15 protein-coding genes are annotated in these 26,589 nt (G+C 61.9%); 8 read left to right on the top strand and 7 right to left on the bottom strand.

What is annotated here, in order from left to right; genetic code table 11:
- Window positions 1–144: 144 nt before the first annotated feature.
- Together AC58X1_RS08405 and AC58X1_RS08400 are read right to left on the bottom strand one after the other, a co-directional pair.
- On the bottom strand, window positions 145–5,256 hold the full coding sequence (locus AC58X1_RS08405; RefSeq protein WP_497428670.1) for an RHS repeat-associated core domain-containing protein: 5,112 nt from the start codon (window positions 5,254–5,256) through the stop codon (window positions 145–147).
- A gap of 27 nt (window positions 5,257–5,283) precedes the next feature.
- On the bottom strand, window positions 5,284–5,721 hold the full coding sequence (locus AC58X1_RS08400) for a hypothetical protein (protein ID WP_191622867.1): 438 nt from the start codon (window positions 5,719–5,721) through the stop codon (window positions 5,284–5,286).
- 322 nt (window positions 5,722–6,043) lie between these two features.
- Between AC58X1_RS08400 and AC58X1_RS08395 the strand changes: the two genes are divergently transcribed.
- The 4 genes from AC58X1_RS08395 to AC58X1_RS08380 all read left to right on the top strand — a co-directional run bounded on the left by AC58X1_RS08395 (window position 6,044) and on the right by AC58X1_RS08380 (window position 17,063).
- Complete coding sequence (locus AC58X1_RS08395) at window positions 6,044–7,840, top strand: hypothetical protein (RefSeq protein WP_497428669.1); 1,797 nt, start codon at window positions 6,044–6,046, stop codon at window positions 7,838–7,840.
- Between the two features lie 211 nt (window positions 7,841–8,051).
- Window positions 8,052–10,463, top strand: coding sequence for a hypothetical protein (locus AC58X1_RS08390; RefSeq protein ID WP_401182166.1), 2,412 nt, complete (start codon window positions 8,052–8,054; stop codon window positions 10,461–10,463).
- Between the two features lie 2 nt (window positions 10,464–10,465).
- Window positions 10,466–13,288 carry a hypothetical protein gene (locus AC58X1_RS08385; protein ID WP_497428668.1) on the top strand — a complete coding sequence of 941 codons (2,823 nt, stop codon included), beginning with the start codon at window positions 10,466–10,468 and terminating at the stop codon, window positions 13,286–13,288.
- A 58-nt stretch (window positions 13,289–13,346) separates the two neighbouring features.
- On the top strand, window positions 13,347–17,063 hold the full coding sequence (locus tag AC58X1_RS08380; protein ID WP_497428667.1) for an RHS repeat domain-containing protein: 3,717 nt from the start codon (window positions 13,347–13,349) through the stop codon (window positions 17,061–17,063).
- Window positions 17,064–17,208: 145 nt separating this feature from the next.
- Here AC58X1_RS08380 and AC58X1_RS08375 read toward each other — a convergent pair whose 3' ends face one another.
- The 3 genes from AC58X1_RS08375 to AC58X1_RS08365 form a co-directional block, all read right to left on the bottom strand.
- Window positions 17,209–17,943 (bottom strand): fimbrial biogenesis chaperone, encoded by a 735-nt coding sequence (locus AC58X1_RS08375; RefSeq protein ID WP_497428666.1) that lies wholly within the window; start codon window positions 17,941–17,943, stop codon window positions 17,209–17,211.
- Window positions 17,944–17,999: 56 nt separating this feature from the next.
- Window positions 18,000–18,539 carry a fimbrial protein gene (locus AC58X1_RS08370; RefSeq protein WP_150570134.1) on the bottom strand — a complete coding sequence of 180 codons (540 nt, stop codon included), beginning with the start codon at window positions 18,537–18,539 and terminating at the stop codon, window positions 18,000–18,002.
- 228 nt (window positions 18,540–18,767) lie between these two features.
- Window positions 18,768–19,178 (bottom strand): PA2817 family protein, encoded by a 411-nt coding sequence (locus AC58X1_RS08365; RefSeq protein WP_101321521.1) that lies wholly within the window; start codon window positions 19,176–19,178, stop codon window positions 18,768–18,770.
- Between the two features lie 216 nt (window positions 19,179–19,394).
- Here AC58X1_RS08365 and AC58X1_RS08360 point away from each other — a divergent pair, with 216 nt between their 5' ends.
- Window positions 19,395–20,924: a hypothetical protein gene (locus tag AC58X1_RS08360; protein WP_497428665.1), complete on the top strand. Its 1,530-nt coding sequence runs from the start codon at window positions 19,395–19,397 to the stop codon at window positions 20,922–20,924.
- 53 nt (window positions 20,925–20,977) lie between these two features.
- On the opposite strand, the gene AC58X1_RS08355 is transcribed toward AC58X1_RS08360, so the two are convergent.
- Window positions 20,978–23,425: an acyl-CoA dehydrogenase gene (locus AC58X1_RS08355; protein WP_497428664.1), complete on the bottom strand. Its 2,448-nt coding sequence runs from the start codon at window positions 23,423–23,425 to the stop codon at window positions 20,978–20,980.
- A gap of 168 nt (window positions 23,426–23,593) precedes the next feature.
- Between AC58X1_RS08355 and AC58X1_RS08350 the strand changes: the two genes are divergently transcribed.
- The 3 genes from AC58X1_RS08350 (at window position 23,594) to AC58X1_RS08340 (ending at window position 26,071) form a co-directional block, all read left to right on the top strand.
- Window positions 23,594–24,217, top strand: coding sequence for a glutathione S-transferase (locus AC58X1_RS08350; protein ID WP_101321515.1), 624 nt, complete (start codon window positions 23,594–23,596; stop codon window positions 24,215–24,217).
- A 145-nt stretch (window positions 24,218–24,362) separates the two neighbouring features.
- A complete protein-coding gene (locus tag AC58X1_RS08345) occupies window positions 24,363–25,295 on the top strand; it encodes an ABC transporter ATP-binding protein (RefSeq protein ID WP_150570138.1) in 933 nt (310 codons plus the stop codon).
- Window positions 25,292–26,071: an ABC transporter permease gene (locus AC58X1_RS08340; protein WP_103438136.1), complete on the top strand. Its 780-nt coding sequence runs from the start codon at window positions 25,292–25,294 to the stop codon at window positions 26,069–26,071. Before AC58X1_RS08345 ends, AC58X1_RS08340 begins: the two co-directional genes overlap by 4 nt.
- Here AC58X1_RS08340 and AC58X1_RS08335 read toward each other — a convergent pair.
- Window positions 25,955–26,581 (bottom strand): DUF2062 domain-containing protein, encoded by a 627-nt coding sequence (locus AC58X1_RS08335; RefSeq protein WP_150570139.1) that lies wholly within the window; start codon window positions 26,579–26,581, stop codon window positions 25,955–25,957. The genes AC58X1_RS08340 and AC58X1_RS08335 overlap by 117 nt on opposite strands.
- Window positions 26,582–26,589 lie beyond the last annotated feature (8 nt).

The following is a 26,589-nucleotide window of genomic DNA, read 5'->3' as shown; positions in this document are numbered from 1 at the left end:
ATCGGGTTCGAGGGCGCTAGGTTAGGCTGGCGCCGGAAGGGGGGATGTAGGCAATTTCTCTGGTTCGCAGTGGAGTAGTCTACGTAGCGATATGGACTACCGCTGCATGGCGCAGAGCGTGCTCAGGCTCGACAACCCTCAGGTTTAGCCATTTATGATTCTCCATTGCCGGTGATTATCTCTCCAGGCGATGTATTGCCCCTTACCCACTTGGGTAAAGTCAGCGGGCACTGGTCTCCATGGGGATGCCGCCCCTGGTGTGGCAGTTGTATGGCCACTGTTTGCTACCGGATTGACGCTCGACGCTGAGCTCGCGCGCGAGAGTGCCGGGGAAGCGGCTGGTGACGGACTGGAAGCGTTGTCGAACATCGTTAGGTCCAGCCCTGCCCAACTTTGTGAACCGGTTCTGCTTCCCATGGCTGCGCCGGGCTCGGGCAAGGTGGCGATCGAGCTTCTGGTGGATCCACTCAAACTCGGCGACCTCGACAGCCCCGCTGGCGCATTACCTTTGACCTTGCTCGTGGCCGTGGCGACCTTGGAGACATTGTCGAACAAGGCTTTTTTCGCCGCTTGGTAACTGGCTGCGGCTTTCGCAGACTGCGCCGCCTTGACTGCGCCAAGTGCAGCGCGAGTGCCATTGATCCCCGCAGCCCCGATGAAGCCGCCCATGAAACTGAGCCCGTAGGCGATGTAGGTCAGGTTGGCGTTGTCATCTCCGGTAATTGCGGTGTAGGTCTGGATGCCGAGCGCCGCTGCGTTGGCTGCCACCCCGCCCAGACCGGCAACATAGCTCAGCGTGAGGCCAATGGTCGCCGGTGCGGTCCACGGCATGGTGAAGGCCGCCACGCCGAGCATCAAGGCGGCGATGCCTACGCCGATCCATGCGCCCCACGGTGTCTTCGGCTTCTCCGGCGGATCGACATACGACGGTGGATCGCGATCCGGCGAGACGCCTTCGGCCCGGTGCCCGGTGGGGTCACGCCAGTTGACCGGGTTGCCCAGTGCATACAGGTAGGGGTTGATGCCGGCCTCTTCGGGGCTCAGCGAATCCGGGCTGTGGAAGCGCATCAAGCCTGGGTTGTAGGCACGATAACCGTTGCCCAGCAGGTACCAGCCAAGCGCCTCTTCACGGGCTTCGCCGTTGAACGCCAGCAGGCTGCGCATGCCATTGTCATCGGGCCGTTCGCCGTAGGCACTATAGTCTGCGTGGCGTGTGCCCTGCGCATCGCATTCGCCGATGACGCTGCCCGACAGGTCGCTGAGCAGCAGTTGCGTGGCGTCGGCATCGGCGGGGTAGTGCTGCACCCCCAGCGGTTGGATGCCGGCATACAGGTAGTGGGTCAGCACATCGTCTTGCGAGGTGCAGTGCAATTGCTGACCTAGGAAGCGCCGGTCGACCTGGCGAGTGCCGCCGTGCAGCGAGCCCACCAGCTCATCATGGCCATCGTACTGGTACTCGACCAACGGAGTCACACCGTCGACCTCCAGCACCCGTTGCAGGCGGCCGAGGGTGTCGTATTCAAGCTTGCGCCCCTGCTCGTCATTGAGCATGTTGCCGAATTCGTCGTAGTCGAACGCTTGCTCTGCGGGGTAATCCTCAAGCAGGCGATGGGTCACTTTGGTCAGCTTGAAGCTGCCATCCGTCGCGTAGGTAAAGTCGGCTCGGTCGCTGGTGCCATCGGCGAATTGGGTTACGCAGCGGGTGAGGTTGTCTCGTTCGTCGAATCGGAACTGCTGCAGACTGATCGGCCGCCCTTTGGCATTGCGCGGCAGTGCCTCGCCGTCACAGCAATGTTCGAAGAGGCGATCGAGCTCATCGTACTCGAAAGTCTCTTTGCGCACCTGTTTGCCAGCGCGGTGCAAGGTACGGCTCGCAAGAAGGTCGTTGTCCAGCCAGGTCAGGTTGACTACCTGCTGTTCGCTGCCATTGACGCTCAGTGTGCGGGTAACCTCGCGTCCCAGCGCGTCGTAGGCCAGCGTGCACTGCACCTGGCGATCGGCATTGTCGCTGTCGCGGGTGGTGGTGGAGGCGAGCAAGCCTTCGCTGTTGTAGCCGAAGGTACAGTGCAGGCTGCCCTGGTCCACGCGGGTGACGCGCCCGAGGCTGTCATAGGCATAGTGGCAGTCGTGACCATCGGAGTGCTCGCGGGCCTGGATTCGCCCTTGCAGCGAGTGCCGGTAGGCGTTGTGATGCTGTTGCTGGTCGGCGACTTTCCAGGTTTCTGCGCGCAGGTGACCCTGAGCGGAGTAGTGGTATTCGCGGCTACCGCTGGCATTGGCGGCACTGGCAATCTCTGCGCTCACCGCGTCGTAGGCATAATTGGCCTGCAGTTCGCTGCTGGGCGCGCTTTGACCCTCCACTTCGATCCGGGCGCTGACGTGGGTCGGCTGCACGGTCAACTGCGGCAGGTACTGGTAGCCGATCACCCGCTTGCGCAGGCCCTTGCCAGTGCGCTCGAGGCTGTAGCTCGTGCGCTTCTCCACCAGCGGGGTGGTGCTGCGGTAATCGTATTCTTCGAGGCGCGGGCCAACCTTGACCTTGACCAGCCGATCCAGGCCGTCAAAGGCACGCTCGCAGACTGTCTCGGCGTCGCTGCCGGCACTTTTGCGCACCTGCAAGGCGGTGGTCAGTTCACTGGCGCTCTGCGCGGCGAAGTGACGGATCAGGGCGCTGCCATCCGGACGCACGGTCTCGACCATTCGGCCCCAGACGTCATAGGTGTATTGCGTCACGCGGCGTACTGCCTGGGTGCTGTTGTCAGTGAAGCTGAAGGTGTCCTGGACGCAGCGGCCGAGCCCGTCATAGACGAAGTCCTTACGCCCCACCTGGAGCGCTGGCTGGTCTCCCTGCTCGAGCTGGCGGTACTCGAATACCGGCTTGTTGAACGCATTGAGTTGGCTGACCCGCAGCTGTTGCTTGACCCCGGGTGCATCCGGGCTCTCGGACCAGTTGGTGAGACGGTCGCCACCGTCGCCGAACGGGGTGAAGTGGGTCAGCTCCCTGACGCCGTCTGGACGGGTCACTTCACTGCGTCGGCCCCAGCCGTCGTAACCGTAGCTATAGCTCAGGGTGACGTCCGGGGTCAGCGCCCGGGCATCCCCCGGCTGCGTCGGATAGTCATGGAAGGTTTCACCGACCAGACGGCCGACCGAGTCGTAGCGCATGGTCGACACGGTGTACTTCAGACGCTGTTGCGGGTCGCCTGGCATGGCGACTTCGCGCTCTTCCCTGATCTGGCGGTTTTGGCCATCGTAGACGATGCGCGTGAGCACCCCCTTGGCGTCGGTGACTTCCTCGCAGCTGCGCGTGCGGCGGTCTTCTTGCAGGATCGGGTAAGCGAAGCGGCGGGTGGCCCGGTAGGTCGGGTCATCGGGCGCGGTGGTCTGCTCGACCAGGCGATCGAGCACATCGTACTGGTAGCGGGTGACCACACCGAGGGTGTCCTGGTCTTCGACCAGATGGCCGCTGATGATCGACTGCGCCGAACGGGTAGTGGTCTCCAGGGTGCCGCATGGCGCGCTGTAGGTCTCGCGTGTCTGCAGCCAGGTCGATTGCCCGGCAGGGTCATCGACCAGCTCGTAGCGCCAGCGGCGGCTGGCGGAAACGCCATTCATGCTGAACTGATGCTGGTCGAGGCGACCGTGCAGATGCGGCTTATCGGGCAGGTTCAGGTAGCTGCGACGGTTGCTGTGCAACAGCGCTTCGTGTTCCTTGGCCTGATCGAGGGTGACCTCGAAGGTATCCTCCTGCGCGAGTGCGAGCCAGCCTTCAGGCCGCGTCTGAAGGGTGTTCCGGCTCAGGCCAGGGAGCAGCGTATAGCGATAGCGATTACGTTTGATCGCCGCGGCGGGCAGCGTCTCGTCGTCGACCGGGGCGGGGTAGACCGTCTCGCATTTGAGGTTGCGCACGAAGCCTTCCGGGTCCGCCGGGCAGCCGTCGCTTTGCGTCCTGGGATAGTACTCGCGCACGGTGCGTATGCCATTGGCGTTGGTCTCTTCGATCAGGTTGCCAAACGCGTCATAGCGGGTTTGCAGGGTTTCCGCGCGCCGGTCCTGCGAGTTGCCCTGCAGGGTCCAGGTCTTGGTCACCGTGTGCGGCAACTGGAAGAAGTTCGGCTGGTCGGCGAACTGCAGGTTGGGCAGTTCATGGTAGGTGGTGGTGACGGTTTCAATGCAGCCTTGTTGGGTAGTGACCTGTTCGGTCATCAGGTGGAAACGGTTGAAGCTGCGTTTGACGGTGCGCAGTACCGGGCCATCGAGGTAATGGCTGGCGGTGGAGTCGTAGCTGAAGTTGGCCTGGGTCGACTTGTAGAGGTTGTCCTCGCCCTGGTCGGACCAGGTGACGCCGGCGCCATAGCCGAGAAAGTTATTGCTGCTGAAGGTGTAGGTGTTCTTCATGTGGGTGGATTCATCCAGCGGGTCAGGCTGGAGAATGTGTACGGCGGCATAGGGCAGCGTGCGTGCGACCCCCGGAAGCGCGTGACCGTCTTCCTTGTAGGCCACCGTCTCGACGCCACCGATGGGGTTGGCCAAGCGAGTCAGGTAGTACAAGCCGCCTATGGTTCGATAGGTGAAGTCCCAGCCCGCCTGGTCGGTGCCGGGCAGGGTGATCCGGGTCAGCTGGTCGCCTTCCAGGCCCAGGGTGAAGCGGGCATGGGCGTCGGTCGCGGGGTGCAGGTCGAGCAGTACCCGGGCGTTGCCGCTGTAGTCGATGCTCAGCAGGGTGCGTTGGCTGTCGTCGCTGATCGACGCCAGGCGCGGTTGGCCGTTGAGGACTTGATACGTCAGGTCGACGCCATGCCCGGAGGGCGCCAGTACCCGCACCGGCAGGGCCACGTCGAAGCCTGGGCCCTGGGGTTCGAGGATTTCGACAAGGCCCGATTTATGGGCAATGCGCAAGCGCTTGTGTTCGCCTTCGCTGATGTTGCTGAACTGGAAGCTTTCCAGTTTGCGCTCCGCGATGACCGCGGTTTGCCCAGGGCCGTTATCGGCGACCTTGAAGCTTTCGCCGGTGTGCAGCTCGAGCATGCCATCGGCGAGGCTGAAGCGGGTCAGTTTAAGGCTCCAGCCGATGCCGAAGCCGCTGTTGCGTTCGTTCATCGGGTTGAAGCTCAACTGCAGGGGCAGATCGGGGCCGCACAGTGCGTTGGGGTTGAGTGCCGGCAGGTCGATGCCCAGTGCATATTGGCCGGTGCGTGGGTCGACACTGCCCTGAACGAAACTCATGAAGTTGAAGGCATTGGAATGCAGAGACATACAGTGCTCCAGGTGAAACCACTCAGCTCAGTGGGTGGGGGGGACAGGGGACGTGTCGACGGTGACTTTGCCGAGGGTGTCGCGGGTTATATTATTTTCAGTCTTTGCATCGACGACGATGCCCAGGCCTTCCTTGATAAAGTCGTTCGCCAGATAACCATTAACGAAGTAATCGACGTCGTGGCTGTCCAACTTTGAAGTCTGGTGAGTGGTTTTCAAACGCATCCACCACTGTGGTGTACCGTCACTGTTCAGTTGTCTGGACGCGAGTGTGATGCGTGTGGCAGACGGTAAGTCGTCCATTTGAATCTTGCGCGGTCTGCCCAGTTGGGTATCGCCTCGGGTGAGGTCCAGTGTGAAGGTTCGACCGTTGGCATCTGCCGGGATATTGAGAATCTTTGAATCTTGATCGGGATCGCTGACGATGATCACCGCAGATTGCAAGCGTGCGTTGTTATAGGTCATGAAACACTAACCTCGTGAATTAATAGTTTGGTTCACACGTGCGTGCAGGGCCTGTGTGAGCACAATTGGCGGGTGCCGTGCAGCGCTGTTTGAAGATTGGCAGGCTAGGAGAGTTTGACTGGGTGCGCACCTCGTAACATTCACAGGTGCGCGCAGGCTGGCCGCAAGCTGGCGAATCCAGAGGGCTGGTGAGTTCACCGTGAGCAGCCTAGTAGTTGTGCCAGCTGTTCGACTCATTCAACCCGGCTTATAACTGAGGCCCGGCAACCGCTGGCGATGCGGCGGTTAAATAAGTTCCGTCTCTGATTTGAGGTCGCTAAACATGAGTGTGCAACAGACGGCAGGGCTCGAAGAACCGTCAGTTCCTTATTTGAATGAATCGAATGAATTGGACCTGGATGCGTTGGGTAACCAGGACCTGCTGACCTATATCAAATATACCGGTATGCAAGATGGTGACTTGCTCCGGCCGCGTTGGATAGGCGCCAGTATCAGCGGCGAGCCGTTCGACGATGTCGGGGCCGTACGTCAGGTGGGCCCGGATGATCTGGTGAGCGGTCATCCAGTCATTATCAAGAATGAAGATATTCGCGCCGCCGCAGGGGGGCTGGCGGTGTATTCCTATAGCGTCAACGAAGGGCCGGAATCACTGCGCAAGATCTGCTACCTGGGCCTGCGTCCAAAGCCCGCGGCGGAAACCCTGTCGGTGCTGCATGCCTTGCCCTCGCATGACCTGACCCTGCAGCCACGGGCGTTGCCCTCCAATGGGGTCATCACGCTGGTGGTCGCGCCTTACCAGGCCATGCAGGTCGGTGACAAGATCACCGTGAAGCTGGTGGGCTACGACGAAGATGGGGTCGAGGACGATGACTGGTCGACTGTGCTGACGGTGGACAAAGACCATTTCGACAAGAAGCCGCTGTCCGCCAACGTTCCCAAGAACTGGTTCAGTTTCCTCGAAGACGGATGTGTAGAAGGCCATTACCGCATTGCCCTGGCTGACGGTAGCAGCCTGGACTCGCCTGCGCAGCGCTGGAAGATCGACTCGAGCGCAACGCTCCCCGGCCTGCTCGATGCAGCCGCCATCGAGGGCCACACCGAGGGCGAGCCGTTGGACCCGGCACGCTTTCGCAACGGTTTGACCCTTCGCGTGCCAGGTTATCCGGGGATGGCTGTGTCGGACCATGTCGTGCTGCATTGGCGTAGCCCGGCGGGTGACCTGATCCAGGCGGCGCGGGTAGACCTCAGCAGCGTGACGGCGGATTCGATGTATTTCCGAGTGCCTGCCGAAAACCTGGTGCACAACGCGGGCGCGAGCGTGCGCTTGACCTACCAGTATGGGCGCGAGGGCGCCAGTCTGGGCTCCAGGGAGCTGCTGATCAATGTGGCATTGATACGCACCTTGCTTGCCGCTGATGTCCGAAGTGCCATCCCGGAAAACGCGCCTGGCTCAGGCCGGATACCCGCTCTCGAGGCCCGAGGCGGAGTCTATGTGGTGGTGCCCCCAGACACCCTGGCCCCGGGCGAGCGAGCCGAGGTTCACTGGATGGGCCAGTCAGCGCTGGGCCAGTATGTCGCCAAGTCACCGGTCAGCGAGGCCAACCCGCTGCGCTTCCTCATTCCGCAAGACTATGTGCCGGCGAACTTTGGCCGCGGTGACCGGGACGAGTCCAGGCGTTTTCCGGTGTTCTACCGGTTGATCGGAGCTAACGGCCATGTCGACTCGCTGCCGTACAACCTTCGGATCACGCCGGTGCCCAGCGCCAACTACCCGCAGATCAACTGTACCCAGGCTGATGCGGGGGGGCTGTCACTGTCGAGGGTTCCTGCTGCGGGTGCCGACCTCACGTTGGGGACCTGGCTGTTCGGCAAAGAAGGCCAACTGCTGACGCTGGTAGCCAGCGGCCTGACGGCAACGGGCGAGGTCGAGGAGGTGATTCTCGACAGCGTTCCGGTCACGGCCGAGCAAGCCGAGAAAGGGGTACAGGCAAAGTTGCCCAGGGCATTCCTGCAAGGGCTGGTAATGGGCGAACGTTTCACACTTTCGCCACGACTCAGTTTTAACGGCGGGGACTATTACACGCCGTTTCGTAGTATCACATTAACGTTGAACCGCTAGTTCATACCATTCAATAACCCCGGTTGGCACGTTGTCAAGCTGCCTTCCAGGACACTGACTGATAGCAAACAATCCAAATCGACTCCAGGTTTATCTGGCGATTCATATCGCCTGCAATTCCATGCAATTCGCAGAATTGTTCATGACGACTCGATAGGTTAGGAGAAAGACCCTGATGGCTAAGCTTACATTCGCAAATTATTTAACTTACTTGAAACGTGAACCCCGCACCAAAGGCTGGGGTGCGCTGTTGGTGTATGACCGTTTCAAAACCAACATGCTGTTGGCGCAGGAACATATCGAACGCTTTGACAACAGCCGTTGGTTGAAACCGATCAGCGTGCGAGTGGAAACCGAAGGCGGCAGCTGGACCGATGTTTCCGAACTGACAATGGATAAGCCGAGCCTGTCCTTCGTCAATTCGAACATCAGCAGTTCGGCGGCCCGTTTGAGCATGTCTATGCAAGGTGGCAAACTCAAACAGTTGCGCAGAAAGACCGGCAGTGAGCAGATCGAACTGGTGGGGCTGTCGCGGCTCGACCCGCTGAGTGCACCGGCCGTGCGCATGAATATCAACCTCAACCAAAGTAACAACGGCACTATCACCGATCAGGGACGGGTGACCCTGGACCTCTCCGAGGGTTCGGGCTACACCTTCGAAGTGTCGAGCTGGAAAGACTTGAACGAAAAGGTCGGCGCCGCTATTCAGCGGAGCTTTGCCGCGCTACCGATCGAGGAGCGGGTGTGGGAGCTGAACACGCTGAAGCCGGTCGAGGGTGAGCTCAACCCCACCTCGTTTGCGGTACGCACCCATTCCTTGGCCAACGCCGGGCAATCTGTAGCCAGCACCGATCGGGCTGAGCAAGAAGAGGGCGCAGTGGTGATCGGTGTCGCCTTCAACGGCGCGAAGGGGGGCGATTTTCCAACCCGTGACCAGGACATGCCGTACTTGCTGCCCGAGCCTGCGCCGAACAGTGGTCATGCGCCGTACACCATGAACGTGCTCTTGAGCAATGCCAGCTGGACCCAGCAGGTACTGGTGAAGTTGCTCAGAAGTGTGCCTGGCTTTACCGAAACCGTGCCGACCTATGTGGTGGAGAATGGTTTCAATGTAGGGGTTGAGTTCGGCTCAGCCAATGTCGCGTTCCCGGCCGGCCGCGATGACTTCGATGGCGATAACTGGGTGACATGGCAGGCCTATGATGCCTTCGATCTGCAGCCGAGCCGTAGCGCGCTGAATTTCCGTGTGGAAGACAACAACATTGTTTTCTCGTGGCGCGCCGTGGCGGTCGGCACCTTCTCATCCCGATTCAAATATGCCGAGTCGTGGGTAGTGGCAGAGGGCCGAAAGGCTGAGTTTACCTTTACCTGCACCAAAAAGTTCGTATCGGAACTGCAGACCAGTGGTGCGCGCAAAGGCAGTGTCATTTTCAAGGGTGACGCGGTCACGTCCACTGTGGACGTCAAGCAGGTGGACGATACCAACTGGAATATCGGCCCCTTCCAGGATTACATTCGCCGTGATACTGCCCCCAAACTCCTGGCTCAGGTCGTCGAGAAGTTCGATACCTTTACCGCTGCCGTAGATGCCGCCGGGGTCTCGCTGGACGTCCTGCGCTTGAACAGCCTGCTGTTTCGCAGCGAGCAGGCTGCCGAGCCGGAGAGCCTCCAGGCCCCTGGTGACCTGTCACTGCTGGGCACCTTGGCACCCAAGCTCACCGCATTCGCCGTCGAACCGCTGAATGCCTCGCTCTCTGCGGGTACCAGCCAAACCTTCCAGCTGACGCCACGCCCTTCGGGTACGGTGACCTGGACTGTCGACCACCTGCCAGGGGAGACCGGCGACAAAGGCACGATCGTCAACGGTGTGTATAGCGCGCCGGCCAGCGAAACCATCACCGGTACGTCGAAGCGGGTCATCGTTACGGCCAAGGTCGGCGACCAGCTCAGCCGCGCGTTGGTGACCGTCGTTCCCCGCAGCGTGTCGGTCTTCCCCTTCCTGCTCAGTGGCCAATTCTCCAGCGAGCCGCCTGCGAAACCGTCCCGCTATGTCGTGACCGGCGGTAGCCTGGGCGCCCCGTTGACCTGGTCGATGGCACCCGGGGCCAAAGGCACCTTGCGCACGCCGGGCGCTGAAGACTCGGACCTGGACATCCCAGTGGACCAGGAGGTGCGGATCTATGTCGCGCCGACCAAACAACCGGGCGCTAGCGGCACGATCGACTCCCTGATGCAGCTGGATACGGTCAAGGTGAGTGCGGGTGCACAAACAGAGACCATGGATGTCGTCCTGCCCTGGATGCCCACCACCGCCGAACTCAAGGTCACTGCGCAACCGGGCAATACGCTCAAACTGGGCTTGTGGGGGCAGAGCTGGGGCGGCGGCTCGGTGGAGGTGCCACCTGAAAATACCCTGTGGTTCCTGGTCAAGGGTGAGGGCACCCTGGCTGAAACAGGGATCTACACGCCAGGTGCCGAGGGTGACTACATCATCGTTGCCGCGGTTGACAAGACTTCTCCGGCCCTTGTCTGGAGCTACACCATCTTGCCGATGCCATATGACCAGGCCTACACCGAATTGGTCGAGCATGTGCACGCGCACAGCACTCAAAGGAAGGGCTGATCATGACTGGCAACGCTAAACAAACCCTGCTCGATGAGCTGAAAAAGGGCGATGCCCTGCATGGTTGGGGCGCGATCCTCGCGCTGGGACGTAATCGCTTCAATCAGTTGCTTGAATCGCAATTCGTCGATGCGTTCGCGACCCAGGATTTCACCTTGCCGATCAGCGGCGAGTACTTCATGGAAAACCGCACCGAGAAGGTCGTCTTCGACAACCTCATGCTCGGCCCGCCTCAGCTGTCGTTCAAGCATGCCAGCGGGAAAACGGCGCAGGTCACGGTCAGCATGGAGCTGATCGCCGGTACCTGCTACGCGATCGGCCAGCATCCAGGCGCCCCCGACTGGCTGCGCCGCAGCCATCGCTTGCTGCAGGGCATGGGCTATCACTTGGAAATGCAGGCGGTGCTGCAGGTGGTCCCGCTGGAAGCGTCCGGCCAGAGCCAGTTGATCCTGGACCTGGGGGCTGCCACTGAGCCCACCTGCAACCTGGGGATGAGCGATATCGCCAGGCGCGCAATGGGTAACTTCATCCAGCAGCAACTCGGTGAGCAACGCCCCGAGTGGATACTGCCGGTGATGACCCTCGACATGCTCGGCTATGACGCAACCTCGGTGGCCGATTTCAATGTAGTCGCGCAGAAAGCACCGCAAGGCGCTGGCAGCGGCGCGTCACCGGCAGACGATGGTGCCGTGCTGCTGCTCCTGCAGTTGCGCGGTAGTGCCGCCGCAGGTGACGTCCCTTCGGCGCTGCCGTACCTGCTGCCGGCGAAGGATACCGGTGGCGGCAACTACAATGCCGCCCTGCTGGTCGACAGACTTCGTGCGCCGCTGTTGGGCCAGAAGGCCAGCAATACCCTGACGCGCATGCTGCTACCCCAGGCTTATCAGGTGCGCATGAGCGAAGAGCACCTGCCGCACGACATGATTCTGTTCGGTGACCTCGAGGCCACTGCGCAAAGCAGTGACCTGCAACCCGCCCTGAGCAGTGTCGCGGCCTCACGGCAGGTCAGTTACAAGCTGAACGGAACACCCGCCAGCGCATGGTCGGCGCGCAACCTCGTCCATCCACGTGCGTGCGGTGCGATCAGTCAAGGCCGCTATACCGCATCTGCGCGCGAAGATTTCGTCAGCGATCAGCAAGTGGTGCTGGTCACCGCACACGTGGCCGATGCAGCGGACAGCAAGCTGCGTACGGCGTTGCTGGTCGAGTCCAGCGAGTCCCTGGCCATCTCGCCGAGGGTGGTGCTGTGGGGCAAGGGCGATGGCCCCGTCAGCCTGCGCGCGTCGCAGAGTGACGGCCTGCGCTGGGAGCTGGAGGGCGCAGCGCACGGCAGTCTGCAGCCCGACCCGGCAAACCTGGGTACGGCGCAGTTCGTGCCCAAGGATCAGACCGGTGCGGCGCAGGTCGTGCTGCAGCGGATCAAGGTCACCCGTGGCGCGGACAGCGGTTATGCGACCGTGGCGATTCTCAACTACACGCCAGTGTTGAACGTCGAACCCTTCCATGTGAGCACGATGCCCGCCAGTGGTGTTCAGACGTTCGCCCTGGCCGATTTCCCCGCTGATGACTGGGTACTGTTCGGTGCCGGCGAAATCGACCGAGCGACCGGTGAGTACACGGCGCCTGAGAGCGGCGCGGGCGAGGTCAGCGTGGTCGCCGGCATCGCCGGTATGCACGCCGGCTTTGCGGTTATCGAACACCAGCGTAACAGCCCGCAACAAATGGCCAGCCTGCGCGCGCGCTGGAAAACCCTGAACAGGTTCGAGGTTTCGCTCAACAACGCCAACCGTAACCGGGTGCTGGCCAATGGGTTGCAGCAGGTGGGCATCGATATCCTGCTTGAAACCAACTCGTTCGAGGACGATGACGGTACGGCCTGGGACCCGGTCAGCGACCTGGAGCTGTCGACGTTGGTGATCCTGCATGAGGACGGCACTGAAGTCGATTACCTGCTGCCCGGGCGCGAAGGGCTTGACCCGGATAAACCCGGCGACGGCAAGCACTGGGCGGTGAGCAAGGTGCGCAATCGCTTCGACTACCTGCCAACCGCCAACCGCAGCGCCCAGGCCACGCCGGCACCGCAGCTGGCGCCGGCTGATGCCCGACGCATCGTCACGGTGTACGTGCATTGCCTGGAGGCAGAGGTTCGCAAGTTCAAGGCCAAGTTCCAGGATCATGCCAATGCCTGGCATTACTCCGAGCTCAAGGACGAAACCAAGGGCGTCGTGCAGCTCGAAGGGGTGGTGGTACCGCCACCGAACCTTGGCAACTACGTGATCGCGCCCAAGCGCGTGGCCCGTCGCATGGGCTTTGATCACGGCCAGCCACTGGATACCTTCAACTACTGGCACTACACCACCGATTACTGGGTGATCAGCGCAAGGGACACGCAATTCACCAGTGTCAGTTTCGATAAAGCGTCGATGATCCGCTGGGAAAGCGAACTGCTCAAGGAGTCGTATTGCACGTACACCGGCTACGCCTTCAAACCGCGCCGCTACCGGGGCGCAGTGCCGACATCGACAGGTATCGAATACCAGGCCGAATTGCAGCTGTTGGCGCAAGAACGGCAAGTGGCTTTCAAGGAACTCGACTATGGCTTCAAGGGCCAGGAAGACGTCGCTGAAGGCAGCCTGCTATTGACTCTGGATCGGGTACCGAACCTCGCCTACTGGTATGACACCGCAGGCACCAATTACCGCAAAGTCCTGGACACGCCGCTGTCGTTCACCCTGATCGACAACTTCGGCATTGCGCATCGGCTCAAGGTCACCTTCGGTGCCGGAGCAGACAGTCGCAACACCCTGACGCTGGACCTTCAGTAAGTGTGGGTCGCCCCTTCGCGGGGCGACTTTCCATCGCTATCAGAACGAAAACGATCCTATGACGACGCAAACCCTGATTCACTCCAACGCCTTCAACTTCCTCAGCTTCGTGCAGGGCAGTGTCGACCCGCGCACCGGGTTCTATTCCCTGGCCATCGCACTGCCCGAGCTGCCGGCCAACCACCTAAGTGGGCCCAACCTGCCACTGAGCCTGCGCTACAACCCATTGAACATTCAGGACAGCGGCTTCGGCGTCGGCTGGAGCCTCAACCTGACCCAGTTCGACGTCACCACCGGCATGCTCGGCCTGCACACCGGCGAAAGCTTCAAGGTGGCCGACAATGGGCCTGGCCAGACGGCAGTGATCCCTGAACGCAAGATCGACAGCTTTCACTTCGAGAATGTCAGCGAGGGTGCGCAGGAGCGTTTGCGCATCGCCCACAAGTCCGGCCTGATCGAGGTGCTTGAACCGCAGGCACCGGATTACTCGGTGGCGCTGCCAGTGCGCGTACTGGCCGCCAGCGGCCACGGCATCAGCCTGAGCTACCGCGTGGTAAACGGCGCGCCTTGCCTCGAAACGATCACCGATGACACGCTGCTCGACGGCCGCCCGCGCACCCTGCTGGCGATCGATTACAGCGGCAATGCGCAGGTGAAGATCGACCTCAATCCCGGCACTGAAGCCTTTGCGCGCTACACCCTCGAACGTTCGGGTGATGAGCTGGGCAAGGTCGTGTTGCCGACCGCCGACCAGGCATGCTGGGCCTTCACCTATCGTCGGGTGGGTGAGCTGCGCTGCCTGACCGCCATGCAGACCCCGGTCGGTGCCCGCGAAGTGATCGAGTACAAGGATGACGGCCATGCCTTGCCCGGCGGCCAGGGGCGCACAGTGCCGTACGTGCGGCGCCATGTCATCAGCCCCGGCGCCGGGCAGCCGGACGTCGAGACGCACTACGCGTTCAGCAGCAACAACTTCCTCGGCAATGGCACCGGGGTGAGCTGGGATAACGATGGTCTGGACAACCTGTACAAGTTTACCGGCTCACGCTTCGTCTACAGCTCGACGGCCAGTCACTACCAGGACGGCGCCGCGCTGCGCACGATCACCCGCGAGTTCAACCGTTTCCACTTGCTCACCGCCCAGGTCACCACCCAGCAAGGCTGCATCGAAACGGCGACAACCACCTATCACGAGCTCAGCGATCTGCCGTTCGCCGACCAGCCTGAACATTTCCAGTTGCCCCAGACGGTGACCACCGAGTGGCGCTTGCAAGGCAACCCCCAGGCTCGCCGCAGTGAAGTGACCGCCACCGACTACGACACCCACGGCAACCTCATCCGCGAGGTCCAGGCCAATGGGATGCAAACCCACTACAGCTATTACCCGGCCACGCAAAGCCAGGGCTGCCCGCGCGATCCGGAAGGCTTTGTGCGCACGCTCAAGTCGCAGGTCCAGCTGCCGGCCGCCGACGGTGAGGGCCAGGCCGAGGCCCTGCGCCGCGATTACACCTACATCGCGCTGGCCGCCCTCGATGCTCAGGCCAAGGGCGAGCTGTTGCAGGACAGCGAAGTGCTGGTGCGAGTGAGTGACGGCACGGTCCTCAGCCGCACCCAAGTCGAGTACGCGGCCGCGCTGGCCGATCCGCTGCTGCATGGCCGGCGCCTGAGCGAGATGCGCACCCTGGGCGGCAAGCGCACCCGTACCGACTACCGCTACGCCCAGCGCGTGGTCGACCGGCACCCGGTGGTGGAGACGGTGGCTACCCGGACGGGGTTCGATAAAACGCAAAAAGTCACCACCCTGCACCACTCGGTGCTGATCGGTGAGCCGCTGCTCAACTATGACGACAATCAGGTGCAGATTGCCTACGAGTACGACCCGCTCAGGCGTGTAGTGCGCGAAACCGTCTCGCCGAACGAGGAAGCATTCAAGGCCGCGCGCGCCTACAGCTACTACCTGTCGGCCACGGGCAACCAGGCGGTGCAGGTCATGACGGACGTCAAGGGCGTCACTACCTGGAGCTACGTCGACGGCCTCAACCGGGTGGTCCGGCAGATGCGCCAGGACCCTGACTACGCGACGACCCGGCTGGCCCAGGAAGCGCCGCGGCTGAGCTACAGTGCCCGCTACGATGCCCTCGGCAATCTGTGTGAAGAGATCGAGCACGAGTGGCTGGCGTTGGACGACCTGCCGCTGCGCACCCGCTTCGAATACGACGGTTGGGGCCAGCGCAGCTGTGTGATCGGCCCCGACGGCGTGCGCAACCACGAGCAGGTCGATCCGATCGGCACGCCAGAATCGAACGGGCCGATCCTCACCCAGTGGCGTGAGTCGGCGGATGGCCGTGTGCGCACTGGCAAGACCGTCATCTGGAACAATCTGTTCGACAAGCCGGTACGCGTCGAACGTCTGCGCTGTGACGATGCGCGCGAGAGCCTGCACCAGTACTTCTATGACGGCCTGGGCCGGACGGCGCGAGAAATCGACGGCCGTGGTGCGCAGACCGCCTTCGCCTACGACGAGTTCGACCGCCTGCACACGCATACCCTGGCCGATGGCGCGCAGGTGCTGCGCGAGTATGCCGAGCACAGCGATGAAGACCTGCCGGTGCTGATCAAGGTGCGGCATGCCGACGGTGCCACCCAGAGTGTGCTGGGTGAACAGGTGTTCGACGGCCTCGATCGCATGGTCGAGACCATCACCGGTGGCCGTCGGCGGGTGCTGCAGTACGCCGATGGCATGCGCCAGCCGGAGTCGGTGGTCACCCCCAGTGGCCAGGTCATCCGCTATGAGTACCTGCCGCAGTTGGGTGAGGAACCCTTGCAGCGGGCGGTGATTGGCTCCGGGGTCGAGGCGCGATACGACTACGACAAGCACAATGCGCGGCTGCTGTATTGCAAGGAGCAGGGCGAGGAGCTCTCGCGTACCTACTTCAGCACCGGCCAGGTGCGGTCGGAGGCGCGCGTGCAGGAGGGCACCCGCTACGAGATGGCTTATGTTCACAGCCTGGCCGGTCGCCTGTTGAGTTACACCGATGTGCTCGGGCAGGTCCAGTCCTATAGCTACAACCCGCTGGGCCAACTCGAGCAGACCAGCCTGGGCACGCTGACCAGCACCTTCAGCTATGACGCACTGGGCCGCAACACGTCGATCACCACCCAGACGCGTGACGCCGATGAGGCTGTTCGCAGCGTGCAGATCACCCTGGACTATGACGACTTCGAGCGTGAGACCGCTCGCCACTTTGATTTTGGCGATGCGCAGCAGGTATTGGCGCAGACCTACGATGCGGTCGATGCGATCGTCACCAAGACGCTCAGCGAGGGCGGACAACGGCTTCGCGAGGAAACGTACAACTACGACGAGCGAGGCCGATTGACCCATTACGAGTGTGAGGGTGAAGACGCGTACGTGCCGGTGGACCCCTACGGCAAGAAAATCCAGATCCAGCGGTTCGATCTGGACGCCCTGGACAACATCACCCGCGTGCGCACGCGCTTCAAGGGGGGCACCATTGACGCCCGCTATCAGTTCGACAATGCGCTCGATCCTGCGCAGTTGACCGGTATCGAGGTCCGCGGGCTTGAGGAAACGCCGCGCCGGATCGTGCTCGACTATGACCTGGATGGCAACCTGGTGCTGGACGAAGAAGGGCGCGAGCTGCAGTACGATGCCTTGGGGCGCTTGCACAGCGTCAAGGACGAGGACCGTTCAACCATCGCCCTTTACGGCTACGACCCGTTGGATCGGCTGGCGATGCAACAAACGCTTTGAGTGACGGGCGCGGTGTGACCTGGCATGTGCAGGCACAGCGGCCCTTGGATTGCCTCGAATGAACAAAGGCCTGTGCATGCACAGGCCTTTTTTTTGCTGTGGGCTGCGGCCGGGTGGTTACCGGCCAGCCGCTAACGACGCTGAATCACTGCACGCCCACCGGGCTGGAACGTTCGGCAGTGATGCCGCTGTAGTCATTGATCGTGGTGAAGCTGACCTGCAGGCCGTTGGTGACCGATACCTGCTTCAACGCATAGGTCTGGCGGGCCAATGGCAAGGCCATGTCGTGGGCGGTGATGGTTTCACGGACGCCGGCGCCGCTGATGACCAGCTGGTTGAAGGTGAAGTGGTAGGGCGAGGGATTGTCGACCACCAGGTGCGGTTTACCGTCGATCCGTTGTACCGACCAGACCAGGTCCTTGAGTCGATCTTCCGGGCGGCCTTTGAGGTGGCTGGGCCGGTAGAACAGCTTGATGCGTGTGCGCAGGGCGATGTTGAGGACGTTTTGCCCAGTGTCCGTCGCTTGCGGAATTTCCTGCAGGTTGAAATAGAACAGCGATTCACGGTCTTGCGGCAGGTCGTTGGGCAGGGCGTTGATCTGCACCGTCTGTTCATTGTCAGGGTCGATGCGGAACAGGCTGGGCGAGGCAATCAGGGGGACGGCAGTGGTCGCATCGTCGGCCTGGGTATTGACCCAGGCCTGTGCGGCGTACGACGTTTTCGAAGGGTTTGCGACAATCACCGAAGAGCTGCGCTTGGCGCTCTCATGGACGATTCGCGTGTGGCTTATGGTGAGTGCGGCATACGCGCTAGGTATGCTGGCGCTGAGCAGCAGCAGGCAGCTGCTCAGGGTAATCAGTGAGCGGGGCAGAGGCTGCATGATGTTTGACCGAGCGTAAAGAAATCGACTCCAGGTGCCAGCACCTGGAGTGCGTGTTAAGGCAGGCTCACCAGGAACGAAACTTCCGCTTCGGCCAGGCCTTCGCCAACCCTGGCGGCGTGGGACTCATACGCCGCATAGAACATCAAGTCGGTAGGCTGCGACTGGTACAGGTCGTAATCGGGAGATGCCGCATTGGGGTTGAGTTTGGTGCGGGTCCGGTCCTTGATCGTGATGCCCAGTCCCGTGGCGCCGCCATCGCGAATGGCGTAGAGGTTGGTGCCGATCACGCCGTGCAATGGCGTGAAGGTCACCTTGGTTTTGGTACCGGGAGCGATGACGCACGTGGTGGTCGGCGTCACGCGCAAGGCAAATGCCACGTCTGGGGTGGCAGTGCCGCTCGCGCCAAAGTAGCCGGTGGTGAAGTTACCCATCGATACACGGGGGATGACGCTGCCGCCCGGGTTGACCACCTCGATGGGGCAGGTGCCACCGCCGTAAACGGTACCGTAGAAGTTGATCTGGCCGGTTTCGGGTGCTGCGAACACGGTGCTGCTCGCCATTCCCAGGGCAAGCATGAGTAACGTCTTTTTCATGGGTCGTTCCTTGAATCTGTTCGTATGTGTGGCAGGCCCAGCAGGCTCGCTGATGGAGCGGCGCTGGGTGGATGTGAGCGACGAGCAGATTAAAGGGGACGCGACAGGCAGGATGTAGGGCTAATTAACCCGCGCCTGTGGATTATCAGATGGGGGCGCCGCAAGGGGCGCAGAGGCGGGGCACACGTCAGCCTGACGCGCCGCCCCGGATATGGCAGACCGCAGTGTTCAGTGCGCGGATCCTCGATTGGACAGCATCAACATTTCTTTGTGTTGATGCCAATCGAACGCTTCGCCTTGCTGTTCGGCGTCGTAGCGCATTTCTTCCAGTTGCTGGTACAGCTCGAGCTCGTCGTCCGGCATGAAGTGCAGGCAGTCGCCACCGAAGAACCACAGCAGGTCACGGGGCACCAGGTGGGCGATCTGCGGATAGCGCTGGATGACCTGACAGATCAGGTCCTGGCCGAGGTATTGGCTTTCCAGTGGATCGGTCGGCAGACGCTCCAGCAGTTCGTCGAAACGCTCGAGGAACAACGCGTGGCTTTCTTCGGGAACCTGTTCGGCTTCGCCGAGCGCCACCAAGATGGTACGCAGGTGCTGCAGAAGCTGCAGGTGGTGTGCCAGATAGGAGTGGGCCATGTTAACAACTCGAGTACGTAGAAAATGCGCAATTATACGCTCAGGGCCGACCTCCTGTCCCGAATGGGCGCCAACGGCTATCGCCCCGTCTCAATGTGGGTGGGCGGCAGACAGGGTGTTCTGCCAATGAGTGGGTTGTCTACTGCAAGGGCTGTCAGTTGGCGGGGTGGTGACGCAATGTTGGTATGGGCGACCTGAAGAACAAGGAGTTTTGCCATGCCTGATACTACGCCACGCCGCGCGCAACCCACGACGCCCGACAGTTCCTTGAAAACGCTGTGTGTCGACCCGCCAACGCTGCTTATCGGTGTCTTTGACCAGCAGGTCGTCAACGCGTCCTGGTCGGCTTATGCTCAGCGTGATGCGCAGCGCATCAGTGAGCAGATACCGTACGACCGGATTGTCGAGGGTAATGTGTGGCGGGTGGGCACCCTCGCTGTGGGTGTTCCACGCGTGCACTACGGCGATCATTCCATCAGCCTGACCCTGCCCGTTGTAAAGGACTCGCAGTTTACCTTTCGCGCGGAATTGGGGCGTGCCGAGCGACGGGTTCATGAAATCCTGGAAGTCTTGCCGGGTGCGGACACGACATTCACCGTCAAGGTACCGCTGGCCAATGGCTACTTGCGTTACAAGACGATCGAGGGGCGGGTCGTTCGGCTGCAGTGGTCGGGTCAGGCGACGTTCGAAAACTCGGGCGGTGATTACAATTGGGCAGCGCTGAGCGAGTTTTATAAAACAGCGGCTCGGGTCAACTTGTATGAGGTACTTCCGCCAGTCAGTCCGCTGCTGCACGACATCAAAGGCAGTTACACGATACGCGACGACAGTATGGACCTGGTGTTGTCTTCGTTATCGGGAGAACATGCCGCGGTTGATGCAACGCCAGCGCCTGCGCCTGCACGTGCAGGGGATGCGGGCGTTTTATCGTTCCTCAGCATTCTTTTTCCCGAGGTATTAACCGGGCTGCCACCTGTTGATAGGGCCTGGCTTGCCAACTTCTGCACGCCGCCGGCTTCCCTGCGATTCACCGCCGGGCAATTGATACCTGAACTGTTGATGTATTGGGCCATGTATGACGTCAGCAGCGTGGCGGGCCCAGACCACAGTCAGGCACTCGCTGCACCACCGCTGTCCATTACGCCTCGGCTTCGGTTGGTTGGCGCAGGTGATGCAAAACAGGCCCTGAGCTTGCCCCCTGGCGCGCCGAGCGTGCAGTGGAGCTTTGAGGGTCGAGCTCTCGGCCGCTTGGTAAACGAACAGGGGCAGATGTTCTATTACCCGCCCAATGCACCCTCGCCGGCCTTCGTGCTCGAGGCCAATAATAAGACCAGGCATCCTGTAGCGCGCCGATCCGACGCAGGTACGCTGATCAGCGCGGATGTCATCAAGGCAACAGCGGGCGGTCAAAGTGCAACGTCCACCTTCGTTGCGTTGCACACCACAGAGTCCCATTACATCAAGGCGCAGTTGGCCAACAACAAGGTCAAGTTGAAGGTGTTTTATGAGACTTGGGGGGGGGTGGTCGAGGTGCCTGATGCCCAGGTCCGATGGACCGTCATCAGTGGTAATGGCAGCATGTCTGCAGCGGGGGTGTTTACGCCACATCCGAGCGATCCGTCCCCCTTCACTGTGCTATTGGCAGAAGATACTCAGGATCAGGCGCAGTTCCACTATTGGGCGTCGATTGTCCTGCCTGTACCGACGCTGGACGCCGCTCGCTTCGTTGAACTGACCAACGGTTGAGGCGCCTGTAGCGCCAGCCCGGGACCGAACGCCTGTCCCGGGCTGGCACGCCGTCAGCGAATCTGGCCCTCGGTCAGCGCCAGATGCTCGGGTTCGAACGCGTCCACATCGATCACCTGTCGACGGGCCTGTTGCGCATCGAGCAGGCGTTGCCCGTCCTGCGGCTGCAGTACGCCTGCGTTCACCGCCGCATCGATGGCCGACTCGCCGGGCGCGGGTCGCACGGTGCCGTCCTTGAGGGCCTGGTGCAGCGTTCGTTGCAGCGGGGCGACCTCATCGAGCAGGTCGCTGGCGCGCTGCAGTGCACCCACCGGGTCGTCGGCGGCATTGGGCCGGTAGCAGCCCGCCAGCAATTCCTCGAGCGCCGGGTCGCCTTTGCCGCGACCGATCAGTTCGGCGACCTGCGCATCCAGTTCGTCACTCGGTCCGGTATGGCAGCGGCCGGTGGGGAATACCAGCACCCGCAGGGCGCAGCCGATGAAGCGGTTGGGGAAGTTGTCCAGCAGGCGATCCAGGGCTTTTTCCGCCTGGCCGAGGCTTTCTTCCATGGCCCAGCGCAGCAGCGGTTGCATGTGCTCGGGCGAACCCAGGTCGTGGTAGCGCTTGAGCGCCGCCGAGGACAGGTAGAGGTAGCTGAGCACGTCGCCCAGGCGGGCACTGAGCCGTTCGCGGCGCTTGAGCGCGCCGCCGAGCAGCATCATCGACAGATCGGCGAGCAGCGCAAAGGCCGCGGCCTGGCGGTTCAAGGCGCGGAAGTAGCCCTGGCTCAAGGCGTCACCCGGTGCCCGCTCGAAGCGCCCCAGGCCAATGCCCAGGACAAAGGTGCTGGCCGCGTTGCTGACGGCGAACGAGATGTGCTTGAGCAGCAGATCATCGAACGTCCTCAGCCCCTGCTCACGGTCTTCGTGCCCGGCCGCAGCCATTTCCTTGAGCACGAACGGATGGCAGCGGATGGCGCCTTGGCCGAAGATCATCAAGTTACGCGAAAGAATGTTGGCGCCTTCGACGGTGATGAAGATCGGCGCGCCTTGCCAGTTACGGCCCAGGTAGTTGTTCGGGCCCATGATGATGCCCTTGCCGCCGTGCACGTCCATGGCGTGCTGAATGCACTCGCGGCCGCGCTCGGTCAGGTGGTACTTGAGGATTGCCGAGAGCACCGAGGGCTTCTCGCCGAGGTCGACCGCCTTGGCGGTGAGCAGGCGCGCGCTGTCCATCAGCCAGGCATTGCCGCCGATGCGCGCCAGCGATTCCTGGATGCCTTCAAAGGCGGCCAGGGGTACGTTGAACTGCTCGCGGATGTTGGCGTACTGGCCGGTGACCAGGCTGGTGTACTTGGCGGCGCCGGTGCCGACCGCTGGCAGGGAGATCGAGCGGCCGACCGACAGGCAGTTCATCAGCATCATCCAGCCTTTTCCGAGCATGGATTGGCCGCCGATGAGGAAGTCCAGCGGGATGAACACGTCCTTGCCGCTGTTCGGCCCGTTCATGAACGCTGCCCCCAGCGGCAGGTGGCGCTGGCCGATCTCCACGCCGGGGGTGTCGGTGGGGATCAGAGCCAGGCTGATACCCAGTTCCTCTTCCTCGCCCAGCAGGTGCTCGGGGTCGTAGGCCTTGAAGGCCAGGCCGAGCAGGGTAGCGACCGGGCCGAGGGTGATGTAGCGCTTTTCCCAGTTCAAGCGCAGGCCGAGGACTTCCTCGCCTTGCCATTGGCCTTTGCAGATGATGCCGGTGTCAGGCATGGCGCCGGCATCGGAGCCGGCCAGCGGGCCGGTGAGGGCGAAGCACGGGATATCGTCGCCGCGGGCCAGGCGTGGCAGGTAATGGTTACGTTGCTCATCGGTGCCGTAGTGCAGCAGCAGTTCGGCCGGGCCGAGCGAATTGGGCACCATCACGGTCGAGGCGAGGTCACCGCTGCGGGTGGCCAGTTTCATCGCGACCTGGGAGTGGGCGTAGGCGCTGAAGCCCTTGCCGCCATATTCCTTGGGGATGATCAGGGCGAAGAAACCGTGTTGTTTGATGTATGCCCAGGCTTCGGGGGGCAGGTCCAGGTCCTGGCCGATCTGCCAATCACTGACCATCGCGCAGAGCTCGTCGGCGGGGCCATCGATGAACGCTTGCTCTTCTTCGGTGAGTTTCGGCGCGGGGTAGTCGAGCAGGGTATGCCAGTCAGGACGGCCGCTGAACAGCTGGCCATCCCACCAGACGGTGCCGGCCTCGATCGCCTCGCGCTCGGTTTGCGACATCGGCGGCAGGGTGCGCTGGAACCACTTGAACACCGGCCCGGTAAAGATCTTGCGGCGCCAATCGTGGAGCACCAGCAGGGCGGTCTTCGCCGCCAGCACTAGCCAGATGAGCGCCAGCAGCCAGCCGGGTGCCTTGCTGAAAATGCCCATCAGCAGGGTATAGGCGGCAACGATGGCGAGAATCTGCAACGGTGGCAGACGCCGGTGGGTGAGGTACGCCGTGCCGATCACCAGGACCAGCAACCACAACAGCAACATAATCCTTCCTCCTTGGAAGTTGGGCTTGAGCCGACCCCAGCAGCATAGACGGCCTCGTCTGTTCAGTGACCGGTCGTGGCGCCAAGAGTTCGCCGGGTGTTGTCAGGGCATGTTTCCTGGGTGTCCGCTGGAGTAGACTCCAGGTTCTGCATTCATAAGGACGTCGTCATGCTGAAGATCTGGGGTCGCAAGAACTCGAGCAACGTGCGCAAGGTATTGTGGGCTGCCCACGAACTCGGCCTGGATTTCGAAGCGATCGATGCCGGCGGCGCTTTTGGTCTGGTCAATGAGCCGCACTACCGTGCGCGCAACCCCAATGGCCTGGTGCCGATGGTCGAAGACGACGACCTGACCCTGTGGGAATCCAACACCATCGTGCGCTACCTCTGCGCGCAGTACGGCCGCGAGCAGGGCTGGTATCTGGATGATCCACGCCAGCGCGCCCTGGCGGACAAATGGATGGACTGGACCACTTCTTCCTTGGCCACCCCGTTCCGGCCGCTGTTCTGGGGCATCCTGCGCACGCCCGAGGAGCAACGCGACTGGGTGGCGATCAACGCCGCGCTAAAGACCTGTGGCAACCTGCTGACGATCGCCGATGAGACCTTGGCCAGGCAACCGTACTTGTCCGGCGAGCAGATCGGCATGGGTGACATTCCCCTGGGCTGTTTCGCCTACGCCTGGTTCGAGATGCCCATCGAGCGCCCTGATTTGCCCCATCTGCAGGCCTGGTATGAGCGCCTCAAGGCGCGGCCGGCCTATCAAGCGGCGGTAATGACCGCGCTGACCTGATCGAACACCTGTGCGCTTTCGATAGTCACTATCAATGCACATGACTGTACTTGTGTGGCCCTGGCTTGCACCATGGGCCGCACTCACTGCGCCAGTGACCTTATCTGGCGTGTCCTGAACCTCCTAGAATGGTACGTGACCCGCTATGAGTTCTGCTCTGTCCATCCGACAGCTGACCAAAACCTACGGCAACGGCTTCCAGGCCCTCAAGGGTATTGATCTGGATGTCGCCGAAGGTGACTTCTTCGCCTTGCTCGGCCCCAACGGCGCCGGCAAATCCACCACCATCGGCATTCTCTCGACCCTGGTCAACAAGACCAGCGGCAGCGTCAACGTCTTTGGCCATGACCTCGACCGCGAGCCTGCCGCGCTGAAGCGTTGCCTGGGCGTGGTGCCGCAGGAATTCAACTTCAACCAGTTTGAAAAGACCTTCGATATCGTCGTCACCCAGGCCGGCTACTACGGCATCCCGCCCAAGCTGGCCAAGGAACGCGCCGAGCAGTACCTGACCCAGTTGGGCCTGTGGGACAAGCGCGACGTGCCATCACGCTCATTGTCTGGCGGCATGAAGCGTCGGCTGATGATCGCCCGTGCACTGATTCACGAGCCGCGCCTGTTGATCCTCGACGAGCCAACCGCGGGCGTCGATATCGAGCTGCGTCGGTCGATGTGGAGCTTTCTCACCGAGCTCAACGAGAAAGGCATCACCATCATTCTGACCACGCATTATCTGGAAGAGGCCGAACAGCTGTGCCGCAACATCGGCATCATCGACCACGGCACGATTGTCGAAAACACCAGCATGCGCAAACTGCTCGGCACGCTGCATGTCGAGACTTTTGTGCTGGACTTGAAGCAGGACCTGACCACGGTGCCAGCCCTGCACGGCTACCCGTGCCGGCTGATCACCCCGCATACGCTGGAAGTGCAGGTCGACAAGGATATCGGCATCACCGCGCTGTTCGGCCAGCTGGCCTTGCAGAACATCGAGGTGCAGAGTCTGCGCAACAAGACCAACCGGCTTGAGGAGTTGTTCGTGTCACTGGTAGAGAAAAACCTGTCGAAGGTGGCCGTATGAGTGTGGAACTGCGCACCAACTGGGTCGCCCTGAATACCATCGTCTACCGCGAAGTGCGTCGCTTCTTGCGGATCTGGCCGCAGACGCTGCTGCCGCCGGCCATCACCATGGTGTTGTACTTCGTCATCTTCGGTAACCTGATCGGTCGGCAGATTGGCGACATGGGTGGCTTCACCTACATGGAGTACATCGTGCCTGGGCTGATCATGATGTCGGTGATCACCAACTCCTATGGCAACGTGGTCTCGAGCTTCTTCGGCAGCAAGTTCCAACGCTCGATCGAGGAGCTGATGGTGTCGCCGGTGTCGCCGCACACCATTCTCGTTGGCTATGTGCTCGGCGGCGTGCTGCGTGGGTTGGCGGTAGGGGTGATCGTGACCATCCTGTCGATGTTCTTCACCCACCTGCAGGTGCATCACCTGGGCGTGACCGTGGTGGTAGTGCTGTTGACCGCAACCATCTTCTCGCTGCTGGGCTTCGTCAACGCAGTGTTTGCGCGCAACTTCGATGATATTTCGATCATCCCGACCTTCGTGCTGACCCCGCTGACCTACCTGGGCGGGGTGTTCTACTCGATCAGCCTGCTGCCGCCGTTCTGGCAGGTGGTGTCGCTGGCGAACCCGGTGCTGCACATGGTCAACTCGTTCCGCTACGGCATCCTAGGGGTTTCGGATATCAGTATCGGTACTGCGATCACCTTCATGCTGGTGGCCACGGCTGTGCTGTATGCCCTGTGCATTCGCCTGCTGGTCAGCGGCCGCGGCATGCGTGCATGACGTACGTTGCTTGCGGCGCCGCCACTGGCGGCCGACCCACCAGCGCCAGTAGCTCATGGTGATGAAGTAGGCGGCGATGCCCAGCACCACGCCGCACACCACTGAGCCGAGCAAAAATGGCTGCCACACGGTAGCCAGCTGGTCGGTGATCCACTCGAAGGTGAGGTCGTCGGGCAGGCTGCGTGGTGGCGTCTGCAACAGCCAGGCGCCGGTCATGTAGGTGACGAAGAACACCGGCGGCATGGTCAGCGGGTTGGTCAGCCAGACCAGGCTGACCGCGATCGGCAGGTTGCCCCGCAGCGGGATCGCCAGGCTGGCGGCCAGCAGCATCTGCATCGGCATCGGGATCAATGCGGCAAACAGGCCCACGCCCATGGCCCGTGCCACTGAATGGCGGTTCAGGTGCCAGAGGTTGGGGTCGTGCAGCAGCTTGCCGAAAAAGCGTAAGGACTTGTGTTCCCGAATGCTGGTCGGATCCGGCATGTACCGTTTGAACAGGCGGCGCGGCATGGGGGCTC

This window comes from Pseudomonas sp. PGPR N4 (genome assembly GCF_059693665.1).
This window is presented reverse-complemented; position numbering and strand designations above follow the sequence as displayed.